General features: G+C 70.8%; 14 protein-coding genes. 10 read left to right on the plus strand and 4 right to left on the minus strand.

Translation table 11 applies throughout. The annotated features are described in order from the left end of the window. Positions 1-116: 116 nt before the first annotated feature. Entirely contained in the window at positions 117-1,634 is a 1,518-nt protein-coding gene (locus tag AB5J49_RS42560) for an SDR family NAD(P)-dependent oxidoreductase (protein WP_369174229.1), read from the plus strand. Positions 1,635-1,736: 102 nt separating this feature from the next. Here AB5J49_RS42560 and AB5J49_RS42565 read toward each other — a convergent pair whose 3' ends face one another. Together AB5J49_RS42565 and AB5J49_RS42570 are read right to left on the minus strand one after the other, a co-directional pair. Next, complete coding sequence (locus AB5J49_RS42565; protein ID WP_369174230.1) at positions 1,737-2,549, minus strand: SDR family oxidoreductase; 813 nt, start codon at positions 2,547-2,549, stop codon at positions 1,737-1,739. 25 nt (positions 2,550-2,574) lie between these two features. Further along, complete coding sequence (locus AB5J49_RS42570) at positions 2,575-3,024, minus strand: hypothetical protein (protein WP_369174231.1); 450 nt, start codon at positions 3,022-3,024, stop codon at positions 2,575-2,577. A gap of 473 nt (positions 3,025-3,497) precedes the next feature. On the opposite strand from AB5J49_RS42570, the gene AB5J49_RS42575 reads away from it, so the two are divergent. From AB5J49_RS42575 to AB5J49_RS42595, 5 genes are all read left to right on the plus strand, one after another. Beyond that, positions 3,498-3,671, plus strand: a complete 174-nt coding sequence (locus AB5J49_RS42575) for a hypothetical protein (protein WP_274246761.1) — start codon at positions 3,498-3,500, stop codon at positions 3,669-3,671. Positions 3,672-3,725: 54 nt separating this feature from the next. Then, the gene (locus AB5J49_RS42580; protein ID WP_369174232.1) at positions 3,726-4,208 is read left to right on the plus strand and encodes an N-acetyltransferase family protein; all 483 of its coding nucleotides are present in this window, start codon (positions 3,726-3,728) and stop codon (positions 4,206-4,208) included. Between the two features lie 81 nt (positions 4,209-4,289). Further along, positions 4,290-4,868: a TetR/AcrR family transcriptional regulator gene (locus tag AB5J49_RS42585; protein ID WP_369174233.1), complete on the plus strand. Its 579-nt coding sequence runs from the start codon at positions 4,290-4,292 to the stop codon at positions 4,866-4,868. A gap of 16 nt (positions 4,869-4,884) precedes the next feature. Then, positions 4,885-6,096 carry a GDSL-type esterase/lipase family protein gene (locus AB5J49_RS42590; RefSeq protein WP_369174234.1) on the plus strand — a complete coding sequence of 404 codons (1,212 nt, stop codon included), beginning with the start codon at positions 4,885-4,887 and terminating at the stop codon, positions 6,094-6,096. A gap of 48 nt (positions 6,097-6,144) precedes the next feature. Continuing rightward, positions 6,145-7,491, plus strand: a complete 1,347-nt coding sequence (locus AB5J49_RS42595) for a hypothetical protein (protein WP_369174235.1) — start codon at positions 6,145-6,147, stop codon at positions 7,489-7,491. Positions 7,492-7,594: 103 nt separating this feature from the next. Here the strand turns inward: AB5J49_RS42595 and AB5J49_RS42600 are convergent, their stop codons facing one another. Next, a complete protein-coding gene (locus AB5J49_RS42600) occupies positions 7,595-8,944 on the minus strand; it encodes an amidase (protein ID WP_369174236.1) in 1,350 nt (449 codons plus the stop codon). Between the two features lie 261 nt (positions 8,945-9,205). On the opposite strand from AB5J49_RS42600, the gene AB5J49_RS42605 reads away from it, so the two are divergent. From AB5J49_RS42605 to AB5J49_RS42615, 3 genes are read left to right on the plus strand one after another with little or no spacing between them, the layout of a single operon-like run. Next, positions 9,206-11,056, plus strand: coding sequence for a family 20 glycosylhydrolase (locus AB5J49_RS42605; protein WP_369174237.1), 1,851 nt, complete (start codon positions 9,206-9,208; stop codon positions 11,054-11,056). Positions 11,057-11,066: 10 nt separating this feature from the next. Further along, positions 11,067-12,611 (plus strand): alpha-L-fucosidase, encoded by a 1,545-nt coding sequence (locus AB5J49_RS42610; protein ID WP_369174238.1) that lies wholly within the window; start codon positions 11,067-11,069, stop codon positions 12,609-12,611. A gap of 44 nt (positions 12,612-12,655) precedes the next feature. Next, on the plus strand, positions 12,656-13,771 hold the full coding sequence (locus AB5J49_RS42615; protein ID WP_369174239.1) for a serine hydrolase domain-containing protein: 1,116 nt from the start codon (positions 12,656-12,658) through the stop codon (positions 13,769-13,771). Positions 13,772-13,843: 72 nt separating this feature from the next. Here the strand turns inward: AB5J49_RS42615 and AB5J49_RS42620 are convergent, their stop codons facing one another. Further along, positions 13,844-14,890 (minus strand): LacI family DNA-binding transcriptional regulator, encoded by a 1,047-nt coding sequence (locus AB5J49_RS42620; RefSeq protein WP_369174240.1) that lies wholly within the window; start codon positions 14,888-14,890, stop codon positions 13,844-13,846. Positions 14,891-15,098: 208 nt separating this feature from the next. On the opposite strand from AB5J49_RS42620, the gene AB5J49_RS42625 reads away from it, so the two are divergent. After that, a complete protein-coding gene (locus AB5J49_RS42625; RefSeq protein WP_369174241.1) occupies positions 15,099-16,391 on the plus strand; it encodes an ABC transporter substrate-binding protein in 1,293 nt (430 codons plus the stop codon). Positions 16,392-16,393 lie beyond the last annotated feature (2 nt).

Below are 16,393 nucleotides of genomic sequence, written 5' to 3' on the forward strand. Positions count from 1 at the left end.
TTCGTCGGGCTCGCCCGCCGGTTTTTGGAGGACCGGCCCGGCGCTCCGTACAATTCCCCGTTCGAAAGCGGACGCGGTCGGAGCGCCGCGCGGGTGATCAGGGAAACGGCAGCGCGATGACGGTGACAGAGGAAGGCTCGGCGACGACGCACGAGGTCGTGCACGAGCCCGGTGACGAGGTCGTCCACGGCCCCGGCATCGACCCCGAGCGGCTGGCCGTCTGCCTCAGCGTGCTCGACGAACTCGACAAGCTGGAGGTCGACCACCCCGACGCCATCGCCGTGCGCCGGGCCACCGCGGGCATCTACCGCACCGTCAAGCAGCGCCGCCGCCAGGAGCGCCGGGCCGCCAAGACCGCCCACGACAAGGCGGTCACGGAGGCCACGGCGACCGGCTCCGCCCAGCGCATCGACGACGAGACCGAGGGCATCCTGCCGTCGTCGGTCACCGAGGAGGGCAAGATCGCGGGGATACTCCAGCGCCCGCGCTCCTGCTACACCTGCAAGACCCGGTACGTGGAAGTCGACTACTTCTACCACCAGCTCTGTCCGGACTGCGCCCGCCTGAACCGCGAGAAGCGCGACGTCCGGGCCGACCTCACCGGCAAGCGCGCCCTGCTCACCGGCGGCCGCGCCAAGATCGGCATGTACATCGCGCTCAGGCTGCTGCGCGACGGCGCGCACACCACGATCACCACGCGCTTCCCCAAGGACGCCATCCGCCGCTTCAAGGCCATGGACGACTCGGCGGACTGGATGCACCGCCTGGAGGTCGTCGGCATCGACCTGCGCGACCCGGCCCAGGCCGTGGCCCTCGCCGACCAGGTCGCCGAGGCGGGCCCGCTCGACATCCTCATCAACAACGCGACGCAGACCGTACGCCGCCTGCCCTCCGCCTACGCCGCCCTGGTCGACGGCGAGAGCGCCCCGCTGCCCGCCGGTGAACTCCCCGCCCACCACGTCATCGGCGCGTTCGGCTCCGGCGCGGTCGACGGCCTGGCCGCGCTGCCCGTCGGCATCAGCGGCCTCGACGCCCAGCAGGTCGCCGACCTCGCCCTGGTCGCGGGCAACGCCAGCGTCGCCCGGCACCTCGATGGCACCGCCATCGACGCGGGCGGCCTCGTGCCCGACGTCGTCGACTCCAACACCTGGGTGCAGACCATCGAGCAGATCTCCCCGGTGGAGCTCCTCGAGACCCAGCTGTGCAACTACACCGCGCCGTTCATCCTGATCAGCAAGCTCCGCCCGGCCATGGCCGACGCCGCCAAGAAGGCGACGAGCGGGCGTGCGTACGTCGTGAACGTCTCGGCGATGGAGGGCGTCTTCGGCCGCGGCTACAAGGGCGCGGGCCATCCGAACACCAACGCCGCCAAGGCCGCCATGAACATGGTCACGCGGACCAGTGCCCAGGAGATGTTCCAGACCGACGGCATCCTCATGACCTCGGTCGACACCGGCTGGATCACCGACGAGCGCCCCCACTTCGACAAGCTGCGCCTCGCCGAGGAGGGCTTCCACGCCCCGCTCGACCTGGTCGACGGTGCGGCGCGGGTCTACGACCCGGTCGTGCGGGGTGAGGCGGGCGACGACGTGTACGGCGTCTTCCTGAAGGACTACGCGCCGGGTAAGTGGTAGTCGCTTCACGCCGGTGGTCCTGTGCCGGTCGAGAGTGGTTGGTCGCACCCGCCCGGCGGAGCCGCATGTCCGTACAGACCCGCGCCCCCAGGTCCGTTCTGCTCACCCTTGCGTGAACGGCGGCGCCTGTGACCGCAGCCGCTCGTGCACCGCGTACGCCCCGGAGGTGTACGCGGCCCGCACCCGGGTCCCCCCGTCCACCAGCAGGTCCGCCCCGGTCACCCACTGCGCCGCGTCCGACGCGAGCCACACCACCGCCCGCGCCACGTCCTCGGGCTCCCCGATCCGGCCGAGCGGCAGCCCGGCCGCCACCTCCTCCTCACCCGGCTCCCACACGAACCGTGCCATCTCGGTGCGGACGAGCCCGGGGGAGACGGAGTTGACCCGCACCTTCGGGGCCAGCTCGCCCGCGAGCTGCTGGGTGAGGTGGGCGAGGGCCGCCTTGCTGGTGCCGTACGCGCCGATGCCGGGTCCGACATGGGCGGCGCCCTCGGTGCAGACGTTGATCACCGTGCCGCCGTGTTCGCCCATCCAGGCCCGCCAGGCGCACTGCACGAGCCGCAGGGGCGCCTCGACGTTCACGGCGAACGCCTCGCGCCAAGCCCGCGGATCGACGTCCATGAGGGGGCCGTACGGCAGGTTGGTGGCCGCGTTGTTCACCAGGACGTCGATCCGGCCGAACTCGCGCAGAGCGAGGTCCACCACCGCCCGCAGATGGTCCGGCTCGGCCACGCTGCCGGCGACCCCCACGCCGCCCAGCTCGGCGGCCGTGCGCCGCACCTCGTCCGCGTCCCGCGCGGTCACGCACACCCGTGCCCCGGCGGCGGCCAGTTGCCGGGCGACGGCGTGCCCGATGCCGCGCGTGGCGCCGGTGACGACGGCGGCTCTGCCCTGAAGTCCGTACGACGACGTCATCGCCGTACGGTCTCATGACGGATCGTCAGTCAACAGCCCCGAGCCGGGAGTTCCGTGCCGCCACCAGCTCCAGCACCGTGCGCCAGTCCTCCAGCACCCCGGCGTCGAACTCGGCGCCGCGGCCCTCCTCGTCGGCCTGGCGCAGGCGGACCAGGTCGTCGTCGGCGGAGTCGAAGGCCCGCACCTGGCCACGGACGAGGCGGGAGACCCGTTCGCCGAGGAGAGGTCGCACCGCGTCCGCCGCGCAGTCGCGGTGGCGGGTCATGTCGCCCGGGCCGAGCAGGGGGCCGATGGCATGAACGAGCCCCGCGACCTGGAGCTCCTTGTCGGCGGGGCGGGCGCGGCGCAGCAGAGCGGCGGTCTGCAGCGCGTGTTGGTGGAGATCGACTCGGGTGCTCCCGAGGCCCGGGGCGTCGGGGGTGCCCCGGCAGGCGTACAGCAGATCCATCAGCTCTTCGACACTGCGCAGCTCCATGCGTCAGTCCTCCCGCCGGGCAAGCCGTTGCCGTACGGCAGCAGATCATGGCCGCCTTGCGAATCGGCCAACGGGACTTGAACTGCTCGGCGTGCTCAGGTTCCCCGCCGGGCAGCAAGATGATGTTGATCCGAACGAGTGACTTGTAAACGGTGCATTCCGTTACGAACAGGTGAATAGCCGGGCTGGTAAATACCGTTTGACTCCGGATAGTTACACCTTGTTTGCGTCCCCATCGAGCGGGTACCCGCTCATTTGGTTAGTCTGTAGCGGACGGACAGCACTACAGGGTCCCAACCCACACCCACGGTCCGTCCCGGGACAAGCCGGTGCACAACGGCCTGCCTTGCATACCAGTGACCGGCGCCACCGCGTCCGAACCGACTTTGAGTAAAACCCGAGCGGGCGTCAGGTGCCGGACCGCAGACTGGCCGGCCCGCCCCGAGGGTGATCCGACACAGAAGGAGTGCGCGGTGACACCTGAGAAGACGAATCGCGAACAGCGCCCCAAGGAACGCACGGAGCGCGCGGGTGGCCGGTCGAAGGAGATCGGCAGTCTCGATGTGTGGGCCAGGTCCGCCCCCATCCGCCTGGCGGGGTACGAGGACGACCTCGCCGAGCCCCACATCCTGCCCAGCGTCGACTGACGGGGCAGAACTCTTCGCGATCGCCGACCGCATGGGCGTGCGAGACTCACGCCCATGCTGATCAGAGAAGCCGCGGCCGACGACTGGCCGCGGATTTGGCCTTTTTGGCGTCGGATCGTCGCCGCCGGCGAGACCTATGCGTGGGATCCGGACACCTCCGAGGACGCCGCCCGGGCCTTGTGGATGAACCCGGCCAAACGCGTCTATGTCGTTGAGGGCGAGGGGGGAGCGGTCGTCGCCTCCGCCTATGTCACTCCCAATTATGGCGGTCCTGCGGCCCGTATCGCCAACGCCGGCTTCATGGTCGACCCCGACAGCGGTGGCCGCGGCATCGGTCGCGCCCTCGCCGAACACATCCTCGCCGCGGCCAAGGCCGACGGCTACCGGGGCATGGTCTTCAACGCCGTCGTCGAGACCAACCCGGCCGTGGGCCTGTGGACCTCCCTCGGCTTCACGATTCTCGGCACGGTCCCGGACGCGTACGAACATCCCAGGCATGGGCGGGTGGGCCTGCACATCATGTACCGAGCGCTTTAGCCGACCACCTACATAACCTCCCCGTTTGCCTAAAAGGTTTAGGCAACTGCATAATCGCTTTCGGCGAACGGGAGGACGGTTGTGGCACGCGTAGGGCTGACCACGGAACGCCTGGTCCGGGCAGGAGCGGAGCTGGCCGACGAGGTCGGCTTCGAGCAGGTGACCGTGTCGGAGCTCGCCCGGCGCTTCGACGTCAAGGTCGCGAGCCTGTACTCGCACGTGAAGAGCTCCCAGGACCTCAAGACGCGCATCGCCCTGTTCGCGCTGGAGGAACTGGCCGACCGGGCCGCCGACGCCGTGGCCGGGCGGGCCGGCAAGGACGCCCTGGTCGCCTTCGCCAACGTCTACCGCGACCACGGCCGCGAGCACCCCGGCCGTGCCGCCGCCGCGCGGATGCGGCTCGACCCCGAGGCGGCGGCCGCCAGTGCGGGCGTCCGGCACGCGCAGATGACGCGGGCGATCCTGCGCGGCTACGACCTGACGGAGCCGGACGCGACGCATGCCGTACGACTCCTGGGCAGTGTCTTCCACGGCTACTCCAGCCTGGAGACGGCGGGCGGCTTCAGTCACAGTGCCCCCGACTCCGAGGAGACCTGGACCCGGATCCTGGACGCCCTCGACGCCCTGTTGCGCAACTGGCCCACCGAGCCCACCCCCTGACCGACAGGCTGAGGACATGGACACCGAGCACGACTGGATCACCACGCCCGTCAGCGCCGACCTCCTGCGCGGCGCCCTCGACATCGAGCACACCGAGCACGGCGTACTGCCGCACCGGCTGCCTGCCCGGGCACGCGCCCAGAACACCGACGGGCAGCTGGCGATGGCCGAGTCGCAGCCCTCCGGCGTACGGCTGGCCTTCCGTACCCGGGCCACCGCGGTCGAACTCGACGCGCTGCGCACCAAACGCGCCTATGTCGGTGCCCCGCCCCGCCCCGACGGCGTATACGACCTGATCGTCGACGGCCGCCCCGCGGGGCAGGGCAGCGTGACCGAAGGCAACCTCGTGATCGTCGACATGACCACCGGGACCGCCGAGCAACGGCCCGGCCCGGCCGGCACCGTCCGCTTCGCCGGGCTGCCCGACGGCGACAAAGAGGTCGAGATCTGGCTGCCGCACAACGAGACCACCGAACTGATCGCCCTGCGCACCGACGCCCCCGTCGAGCCCGCCCGAGATCCGGGCCGCAGGGTGTGGCTGCACCACGGCAGTTCGATCAGCCATGGCTCCGATGCCGCGAGCCCCACCGGCATCTGGCCCGCGCTCGCCGCCTCGCTCGGTGGCGTGGAGCTGATCAACCTGGGCCTGGCCGGCAGTGCCCTGCTCGATCCCTTCACCGCCCGTACCCTGCGCGACACCCCCGCCGACCTCATCAGCATCAAGATCGGTATCAACCTGGTCAACCTGGACCTGATGCGGCTGCGCGCCTTCGGCCCCGCGGTCCACGGTTTCCTCGACACCGTCCGGGAAGGGCACCCGACGGCAGCGCTGCTGGTGGTGTCGCCCATCCTGTGCCCGATCCACGAGGACACGCCCGGCCCGTGCGCCCCCGACCTCAGCGCCCTCAGCGCCGGACGACTGCGGTTCGTCGCCATGGGCGACCCGGCGGAACGTGCGAGCGGAAAGCTGACGTTGGGCGTCATCCGGGACGAGCTGTCCCGCATCGTCAAGCAGCGGGCGGCCGACGACCCGAACCTGCACTACCTCGACGGCCGCGACCTCTACGGCGAGACCGACGCCGCCGAACTGCCCCTGCCCGACGACCTCCACCCCGACGCCGCCACCCACCGTCGCATCGGGGAACGCTTCGCCCAGCTGGCGTTCACGGCCGAGGGGCCGTTCGCGGCGACGGACCGCCAGGGAACCGCTCTGCCCGATTCTGCGTGATGTTCTGACGTGCTGTCGGCTGGTGGTGGGCGAGTGAAGGGGGACCGGGTGCGGGTTCGGGTGCGGGCGATGGTGGGCGTGGCGGTGTCGGCCTCTGTGGCGCTGGTGGCGTGCGGTCCGGAGAAACCGAAGGAGTACACCGGCGCGGACCCCTCGCAGGCCTCCGCGGCCGAGGCCGCTCGGTTCGCGCCGCTGGTGCGGCTCGCCAAGAACGAGTCGCTGATGCCGATGGACGCGACGCGATTCACCGAGCGGTCCGTGCTGCGCTTCGACCACGACGGTTTCTGCCGCGACGAGGAGCCGGTGGCCGACCCGGTCGACCCCCTGCTGTTGGGCAAGCGGACCCAAAATCCCTACACCCACCGGCGTCTGGAGCTGGGGAAACCGTCGTCCAAGCCCGTGGGCTGCCCGGGGCACGGGGAACAGCAACTCCCCACGACCGAAGCCGGCGCCGGTTTCTATCTCGACCCGCCGACGGCGCTGCACAAGGGCGAAGGCACCGGCGCCCCGGTCTACTGGGAGCACCACAAGCACAAGACCGACCCCACGCGCACGGCGTACGTGTACTGGTTCTTCTACGCCTACAACAACATGCCGGCGGTCAACAAGCACGAGGGTGACTGGGAGCGCGTCGCCGTGCAGCTGCGTGACGGCAAGCCGGAGGCGGTCACGTTCGCCAAGCACGGCAAGAGTCAGTGCAGCGTGAAGTGGTCGGACCTCGATCCGCGCGGCGGGCATCCGACGGTGTACTCGGCGCGTGGTTCACACGCCTCCTACCCGACTGCCGGCTACCACCGGGTGGATGTCGCGTTCGACCGGACCTCGAAGGACGGCGTCGAGTGGCAGACGTGGAACAACGTCCGGCCCGTCGACCGCGAACCATGGTGGGGATACGCCGGATGGTGGGGTCCGCAGCTGCACGTGAAGGGGTTCAACGGGCCGATGGGCCCGCACCCGCAGCGTCAACTGCCGGGCGTGTTCACCGACGAACCCTGCGGCGGTGCCGACAAGCCACCGGCGGACCCGTCCGGGGAGCAGCCCGCGCCCAAGACGAAGGAGGGGGCGATCCAGCGGTACGAGCAGTACCTGCACGCCCTGGGCCGGGAGGACATCGACACGGTCTGCGAGGTGGCCGGGCCCGCGGCGAAGAAGGCCCAGGACGAGGGGTTCGGTCCTTGCACGTCGACGTACTCTGTCGTGTTCCAGATGATCTCGCCGGCGCAGAAGAAGGCCCTGCGGACCGCGACGGTCGACCCGCAGCGCGTCGTCGTGCGCACGCCCGAAAAGATCGAGATGCCGGTCGAGGCGGTCAGGTCCTCAGCCACCTTCACCGAGAGCGACCTCGGCAGCTACACCCTGGAGTACCTCAAGGACGGGTGGTACATCACCGACTGATTCCCGCGCGCCCGGGGCCGAGGAGCCCCGAGGCCCGCCCTAGGTCGTGTCCGCAAAGTCCCGCCTGCCCTGCGGGCGGACGACGGGACCTTGCGGACACGACCTAGTCCAGCGGCGCCGTCCGCCGCCACGGACGCAGCGTCTCGATCCGCTCCGCCAGCGCCAGCAGATCCGCCTCCGTTCCGGGACGCCCCACCAGCTGTATGGCGCAGGGCGCCCCGGAAGGCAGGGTGCCGAACGGGACGGACATCGCGGGCCAGCCGGTGAGGTTCCACGGCGGGGTCAGCGGCGAGTAGTTGGTGTTGGCCATGATGTTGCGGAGCCAGCCCCGCTCGTGCCAGGGCTCGGACTTGGGGGAGCGGCGGGCGAGGGCGGGAGTCAGGAGCACGTCGTACTCGGCGAAGAACGGCTCCAGGCGCCGGCGCAGCTGCTCCCGGCTCTCACCGCCCCGCACCTGACGCAGGAAGCGCCGACCGACGGCCGCGTGGACCCGGGTCCGGCGGGCGAGCCGGCGCGGATCGAGGCCCTCGGCGTCGACGGCCGTGCCCGCCGTCCAGTGGGCGAGCGAGGTGAGGCTCAGCGACATCGGGTAGGGCGGGTCGGCGCGCCGTACCTGGTGACCGGCCTTGATCAGCAGCCCCGCGGCCTCCCGGGCGGCGGTCGTATACGGCTTGCTGATCGCGACGCCGGTGAGCGGGCTGCGCAGGGACACGGCGATCTTGTGCGTGCCGGGCGCGTCCTCGCGTACGGCGTCGGTGTCGGTGCCGGCGATGACCGCCAGCATCAGGCGGGCGTCCTCGACCGTCGTGGCCAGGGGGCCGTTCTCCGACATGCCGAACCAGTCGCCGTCGCTGATGCCGGCCGGGACCACGCCGGTGCCGGGCTTGATGGTGACGAGGCCGCAGTTGGCCGCCGGTATGCGCAGGGAGCCCATGCCGTCGTTGCCGAGCGCGATCGGCGCCATGCCCGCGGCGACGGCGGCCGCGCTGCCGCCGGACGAACCGCCCGCCGTGCGTGAGGTGTCCCACGGGTTGCGGGCGGTGCCGTGGACGCCCTCCGTGGTGCCGAAGACACACAGCTCCGGCACGTTCGTCAGCCCGACGACCACCGCGCCGGCCGCCCGCAGCCGGGCCACGGTGACGTGGTCGTGGTCGGCCGGGGTGTCCGGCGTCGCCGCGGAGCCGAAGCGGTTGGACTCGCCGCGCACCGCGAGGTTGTCCTTGACGGCCACCGGCACTCCGGCCAGGGGCAGTTCGGCGAGGTCGGCACGTGAGCCGACCTCGTCGGCCTCGGCCAGAGCCGCCTCGGCCCGGACCACCCGGAAGGCACCGACACGGCCGTCCAGCCGCTCGATACGGGCCAGGTGCTCGGCCACCACCTCACGGGGTGTGGTCTGCTTCTCGCGTACGGCGGCGGCGATCTCCGCGGCGGTCCGGCCGACCCAGCTGGTCACGGGCCCTCCCCAGGGCTTACTCACGAGTATGTAGGAGCACTCTGCCCGGCGGCGCGCCCGACGTCGAGGGGGCGGGGCGCTTGGATATTCGGGAGGGTCTTCTTGGACTTTTCGCGACGCCGCTCCTCGGCGCGGCCTTCCTGACCTGCGCATCATCCGATCAATGAGTCAGGACAGTGCCCTTCGCGGCCCATTGACAGCCCCTGGGGCCCGCCCAATGATCAGACATCCGATGAATAGGGGTGTCTCGTGAGGAGTCTCGTGAGGGGACGCTTGAGAACGGCCGGTGTCGTGGCGGCGCTGACCCTGTTCTTCGCGGCGTCGGTGCCGGCGGTCGCGGAGGAGGAGCAGAGGGCGCCGGCCACGCCGGTCACGGTGCCCGCCCTGGCGGACTGGACCCCGGCAGCCGGCAGTTACACCTACGAGCGCTCCGCCCGCCTCGTGGCCGACAGCGCGAGCGAACGGCGAATCGCCGACACCCTCGCCGACGACCTGCGCGACGCGGGACACGGCACGGCTGGTGTGGTGCGCGGCGGCGTCCGACCCGGTGACATCGTTATCGACGTCCAGCCCTCCCGGACCTCCCTCGGCGCCGAGGGCTACGAACTCCGCGCCGGCAAGCGGCTGTCGGTGACCGCGGCGACCGAGACCGGCGCCTTCTACGGCACTCGCACCCTCCTGCAGCTCCTGGCCCAGAGCGACCGCATCCCCGCCGGCCGCACGGTGGACGTACCGCGCTACCAGGAGCGGGGCGTCGGCGTCTGCGCCTGCTACATCCACGTCTCGATGCCATGGCTGGAGAACCTGGTCCGCGAGATGGCGTACCACAAGCTCAGCCAGCTGCTCCTCGAACTGAAGGTGAAGAGCGACGCCCACCCCGAGGCCAACACCTGGGGCTACTACACCAAGGACGAGATACGCCGCCTGGTCGCCCTGGGCGAAAAGTACCACGTAGAGATCATTCCCGAGATCAACTCACCGGGCCACATGGACCCGTGGATCGAGAACCGGCCGGATCTCCAGCTGACCGACTCCGACGGCAACAAGCAGCCCTCGCGCCTCGACATCACCCGGCCCGAGGCCTTCGCCTACTACGCCGGTCTGATCGACGAGTACGCGCAGGTCTTCACGTCGACGTCCTGGCACATGGGAGCCGACGAGTACATGCTCGGCTCCGACTTCGCCAAGTACCCGCAGATCCTGAAGTACGCGCAGGACAGGTACGGCCCCGACGCCACACCCCAGGACGCGTTCATCGACTTCGTCAACCGTGTCTACGCCCACGCGGCCGCCAAGGGCAGGAAACTGCGCATCTGGAACGACGGGCTCACCGGCGCCAACACCGCCCCGGTCGCCGCGGGCACGACGGTCGAGCACTGGCTGAACGTGGCGGTGAAACCGAGCCGACTCATCGCGCAGGGTTACCCGTTGATGAATGCCGCGTACGCCCTGTACCTGGTCCGCGGCGGCTTCCACAGCGACACCAAGGGGCTGTACGACCAGAGTTGGGACCCGCGCAGCTTCGAGGGCGAAAGGCTCGCCTCCCGTGACGGCATCACCGGCGCGAAGATCAGCCTCTGGCCCGACAACGGCCGCGGCGAGACCGAGAACGAGGTCGCCGTCGCCCTGTGGCCCGCGCTCCGGCACATCGCCCAGGCGACCTGGGGCGATCCGCACCCGGACGCCACCTACGCCCAGTTCGCGACGCGCGGCACGGCCGTAGGGCACGCGCCGGGGTGGCGGGACCTGACCCGGATTCCGGTGGCGGACGGCTCGTACACCTTCCGGACGCGAGGCCGGTCCTTCGACGCCGAGGTGGCACGCACCGCCGACGGCTATGCGACCGTGCGGACGGCGGACGGCTGCCTGGAGATCCGGGGCGGGAAGCTCACGCTCAACGTGCCGCTCCAGCCCGGCGTGGAGGCGTCCGCGCAGGCGTGCGACCCCGGCAACACGCTCCAGCGCTGGCAGCTGGAGCCCGCCGCCGGTGGCTACCGGCTCGTCAACGCCATCACCCGTATGCCGGTGGGCGTCACGCAAGACGGGCGGCTCGCGCAGTATCCGCCGGATCAGCGCACCCCCGCCGTATGGCACCTGAGCATCCGACCCTAGGAGCCTTCCCATGGCCGTTTCCCGACGTGTCTTCGTCGCGACAGCCGCCGTCCTCGCCGCGACCGGCGTGAGCAGACCCGCCTCGGCGGCACCCGCCGCGGCGGCTGAGGACCCCCGCTCCCGCATCCCCGTCAGCCCTGACGACACCGAGGCCGACCTCGTCCGCAAGGCGTCCCAAGTCCGCCCCACCGCACGGCATATCGCCTGGCAGCGCCTGGAACGCACCGCGTTCCTGCACTTCGGCGTGAACACCTTCACCGGCCTGGAGTGGGGCACCGGCGACGAGGACCCGGACGTGTTCCAGCCGGCCGGCCTCGACACCGACCAGTGGGCCCGCGCCCTGCGCGACGGCGGCTTCCGGCTCGCCATCCTCACCGTCAAGCACCACGACGGCTTCGTGCTCCACCAGTCCCGCTACACCGACCACTCGGTGGCCTCCAGCAGTTGGCAGGGCGGCCAGGGCGACGTCCTGCGTTCCTTCGCGGACTCCATGCGGCGCCACGGCATCAAGGTCGGCGTCTACATCTCACCCGCCGACGAGAACCAGTACCTCCACGGCGTCTACGCCAACGGCAGCGCCCGCACCGGCCACACCATCCCCACCCTCGTCGACGGCGACGACCGCACTCCGCCACGGACGTACACCCTCCCGGCCACCGACTACGGCGCCCACATGCTCAACCAGCTCTACGAGGTCCTCACCGAGTACGGCCCGATCGACGAGGTCTGGTTCGACGGCGCGCAGGGCCGCATCCCGCCGGACAAGGTGGAGAAGTACGACTGGGACAGCTGGTACACCCTCGTCCGGTCCCTCGCGCCGGACGCCGCGATCGCCGTGTCCGGACCGGACGTGCGCTGGGTCGGCAACGAGGGCGGGCTGGCGAGGGAGGACGAGTGGAGCGTCGTACCGGTGCGGGAGAAGGACTACGGCCGGACCGACTACGCCCTCAACTACGACGCCCCCGACATGGGCAGTCGCGCCGCCTTGGTGAAGGCCCAGCCCGTCGCCGACTTCCTCCAGTGGTGGCCGGCCGAGTGCGACGTGTCCATCCGGGACGGCTGGTTCTACCACCCCGACCAACAGCCCAAGAGTGTCGAGCAGTTGACGGACATCTACTTCCGGTCCGTGGGCCGCAATTCGGTGCTGCTGCTCAACATCCCGCCGGATACGGACGGTCTGCTGCCGGCGGTGGACGTGGTGCGGCTGCGGGAGTTCCGTGAACGGGTGGACCGGGAGCTGCCGGAGGACCTGGCCCGTGGGGGCCGGACCACCGCCTCCCCGGGCCGCGTCACCGTCGACCTCGGCAGGGAGCGGGAGGTGGACCGGATCCGGCTGGCGGAGGACATCCGGTACGGGCAGCAGGTGGAGAGCTTCGTCGTCGAGGCGCAGCGCGACGGCGCCTGGACGGAGGTGATCGGGGCCGGGACGATCGGCGCGAGCCGCATCCTGCTGTTGGCGGTTCCGGTGCGGGCCCGGCGGTGGCGGGTGCGGGTGACCGGTTCACGGGCCGAGGCCCGGCTCGTGGAGTTCGGGCTGTACCGGTCGCGGGTCTGAAATTCGGTTGACCGGGACGGGGCGGCGCGGGCTGGATAGGGCCCATGGCCGACATCCAGGGCTCCTACGACGACCTGTTCACCGCCGTGCCGAACGCGCTGGCCGACATGCTGGACGCCGGGGACGCGGGCGGCTCCGTCGCCGTCTTCGTGGACGGCGAGCCGGTGGTGGACGTGTGGGGCGGGTTCGCGGACGCGGACCGCACGATCCCGTGGGAGCGCGACACGATCGTCAACGTCTGGTCCGTCACCAAGACGATGACGGCGCTGTGCGCACTGATCCTCGCCGACCGGGGCGAGCTCGATCTCGCCGCGCCGGTCTGCCGCTACTGGCCAGAGTTCGGCGCGGCGGGCAAGGAGAAGGTGCTGGTACGCCATCTGCTCGCGCACACCGCCGGCCTGCCCGACTGGGACGGGCCGGTCGAGGAGCTGTACGACTGGCCCTCCGTCACGGCACGGCTCGCGGCGCGCGCTCCTCGGTGGGAGCCGGGCACGGCGGCCGGTTACCACTCGCTCACTCAGGGATTCCTGGTGGGCGAGGTCGTACGCCGTGTCACCGGCCGCGACGTGGGCGAGTTCCTGGCCCATGAGGTGACCGGGCCGCTGGGCGCGGACTTCCACATCGGGCTGTCCGCCGAGCACGACCGTCGGGTCGCCCGCGCGATCCCGCCGACGGGGCAGGACGAGGACTACGCGGCGAGTGCGCCCGGCAATCCGGCCGGCTCGGAGGCGGGGAACGCGGTGCGCCTCTGGGACGGGAACAGCCTGGCCTGGCGCCGCGCGCAGATCCCCGCGGCGAGTGGATTCGGCAATGCCCGCTCGGTGGCCCTCGTGCAGTCCCTGCTCGCCTGCGGGGGAGAGGTGCGCGGGGCGCGGCTGCTGTCCCGGGCCGGCTGCGACCGCGCGCGGGAGGAACAGTTCGACGGTGACGACCGCGTCCTGGGCATGCCGATGCGGTGGGGCCTGGGGTACGGCCTGTTCGGCAGCACGTACGGCTGGGGCGGCTGGGGCGGTTCCCTGGTGATGATCGAGCCCGACAGCCGGATGGTGGTGGCATACGTGACGCAGCAGATGCGCGAACCCGCCGAGGACACGCGGGGGATGGAGATCGTGACTGCCGCCTACGAAGGGCTGCAAGGGCTGCAAGGGGTGCGCGGCTAGAGCCGTACGGCCGGGGGGTGCGGGCTCCCGGGGTGGCGGGAGGTGAGCGTCCGACGGCGTTCCCCGAGGCCGTCACCCGCCCCGCGCCACCCCCGTACTGCCCCGCTCGATCAACCGCGGCACCGGCACCCGCACCGCCCGCGCCGACCCCCCGTCCACGAGGGCGGTCAGTTCACGCGCCGCCGTGCGGCCGAACTCCACGCTGTCCCGGGACAGGGCCGACAGCCACGGCTTGACCATGCGGCACAGCGCCGAGTCCTCCCAGGACACCACCGAGACGTCCGCCGGTACGGAGAACCCGAGTTCGGCCGCGGCGGCCGCCCCGGCGACGGCCATCACGTCGTTGTCGTAGATCAGGGCGGTCGGGGGAGCGGTGCCCTCCAGCACCCGGCGGGTGACCGCCGCGCCCTCGGCGTCGGAGTAGTCGGTGGTCACCGACCTCACCTCGGACAGGCCACGGCGCCCGGCCTCGGCGCGCAGGGTGCGGATCCGGCGCTCGGTGTGGGCGAGCCCCGGCAGACCGGCGATGTGCACGATCCGCCGGTGGCCCAGGGCGTAGAGGCCGTCCACGACCGACGCCATCGCGCCCGCGTCGTCCGCCCAGACGGTCGAGAGGCCGGGGTGGCGTTCGTCGGGTGCGCCGCCGATCACCACGGCGGGCAGGCCGAGTTCGTCGAGCAGGTCCGGGCGGGGATCGTCGGTGCGGGGGTCGACGACCAGGACGCCGTCCACACGGTGCTCGGCCCACCAGCGCCGGTACACCGCGCACTCGTCGGCGACGTCCTCCACCACCTGGAAGAGCAGGCCGAGATGACGCTCCGCCAGCACCTCCTGGATGCCCGACACGAGCTGCAGGAAGAAGGAGTCCACGCCCAGCGTGTCGGCCGGACGCGCCAGCACGAAGCCCACCGTCGCCGCACCCTCCCCGGACAGGGCGCGTGCCGCCGTACTGGGCCGCCAGCCCAGCTCCTCGGCGACCCGCCGCACCCGGTCGCGGGTCTCCTCCGACACGCCGGGCCGGCCGTTCAAGGCGAAGGAGACGGCGCTCTGGGAGACCCCCGCGTGTCGCGCTATGTCCTTCATCGTCGGCCGACGGGCCGGTGAGCGCTTGCCTGACATGCTGATTCCCCATTCCGGCGACACATTCCGGGAGCAGTATGCACTAATGCGGTTCAGGGCCGTGTGCCTAATGCGGTTCAGCTCGGTGACCCTAATGCGCATTAGTCACTAATGAAATTAGCTCCGTGAGAGCCATTGACGGGCCTGTGGAGCGGCGTGCAGGGTCTGCCTCGTCGACCAACTCGCCTGCAAAGGAGGACGGTTCACGGTGCCTGTTTCCCGTAGAGCCCTCGCTGCCGCATTCGCCGTCTGTGTCGTCCTGCCGCTCAGCGCCTGCGGCTCGGGAGGAGGCGACGGCGGCACGGCCGACGCCTCCGGCAAGATCGAGGGCGACATCACCTTTCAGACCTGGAATCTCCGCGCCAACTTCAAGCCGTACTTCGAAGGCCTGATCGCCGACTTCGAGAAGAAGTACCCCGGCACCCATGTGAAGTGGATCGACCAGCCCGCCGAGGGCTACGCCGACAAGATCAGCGCCGACGCGGCCGGCGGCACCCTCCCGGACGTCGTCAACGTCTCGCCCGACCTGGTCGCCCCGCTCGCCAAGGCGGGCCTCGCGCTCGACCTGGACAAGGCGGCGCCCCAGTACGAGAAGGAGTACCTGTCCGGCGCCTGGGCCGGCCATCGGATACCGGGCATGACGGGCACGTACGCCTTTCCCTGGTATCTCAACACCGGCCCGCTCTTCTACAACAAGTCCCTCTTCAAGGAGGCGGGGCTCGACGCCGGGCAGCCGCCGAAGACGTACGACGAGGTCTTCGACGCCGCGTTGAAGATGGCGGAGAAGACCGACGGCAAGGTCGCCACGCTCGCCAACGTGCCCACCATCGAGGACTTCGGCCGCTACGGCGTCGAGCTGATGAACAAGGAGGGCACCGCTTTCTCCTTCAACAACGCAAAGGGAGTCGAACTCCTCACCAAGTACAAGGAGTTGTACGACGCCAAGGCCCTCGACCCGCAGGCGCTGACCGCCACCCCCGAGTCGTCCGGCAAGAAATTCCTCACCGGGGCCGTCGCCATGAACCCCGGCAGCGCACTGGACCTCGGCAACTTCAAGAAGCAGGCGCCCAACCTGTACAGGAACATCGGGATCACCGACCAGATCACCAGCACCGGGCACGTCAACATGTACGTGATGGGCGTGATGGTCAACGCGCGGACGAAGCGTGCGCCCGCCGCGGTCGCCTTCGCCCACTACGTCACCGACGCCGAGCACCAGATGTCCTTCGCCAAGCAGGTCGCCATCTTCCCCAGCACCGCCGGCTCGCTCGACGACCCGTACTTCACCAAGGAGGACGGCACCGACGAGACGCGTGTGCGGGTCGCCGCGGCCAAGTCCCTGAAGAACGCCGTCAATTACACGCCCGTGCTGTTCAGCGAGCAGATGAAGACCGAGCTGCGCAACGAGGTCGCCAAGGCGTTGCAGGGCAAGGAGAGCCCGAAGGAAGCTCTTGACAACGCCGTCGAGGCCTGCAACCGGCTTCTCCAGCAGCAGGGATAGCC

It is taken from the genome of Streptomyces sp. R28 (genome assembly GCF_041052385.1).
Taxonomy (GTDB): Bacteria; Actinomycetota; Actinomycetes; order Streptomycetales; family Streptomycetaceae; genus Streptomyces.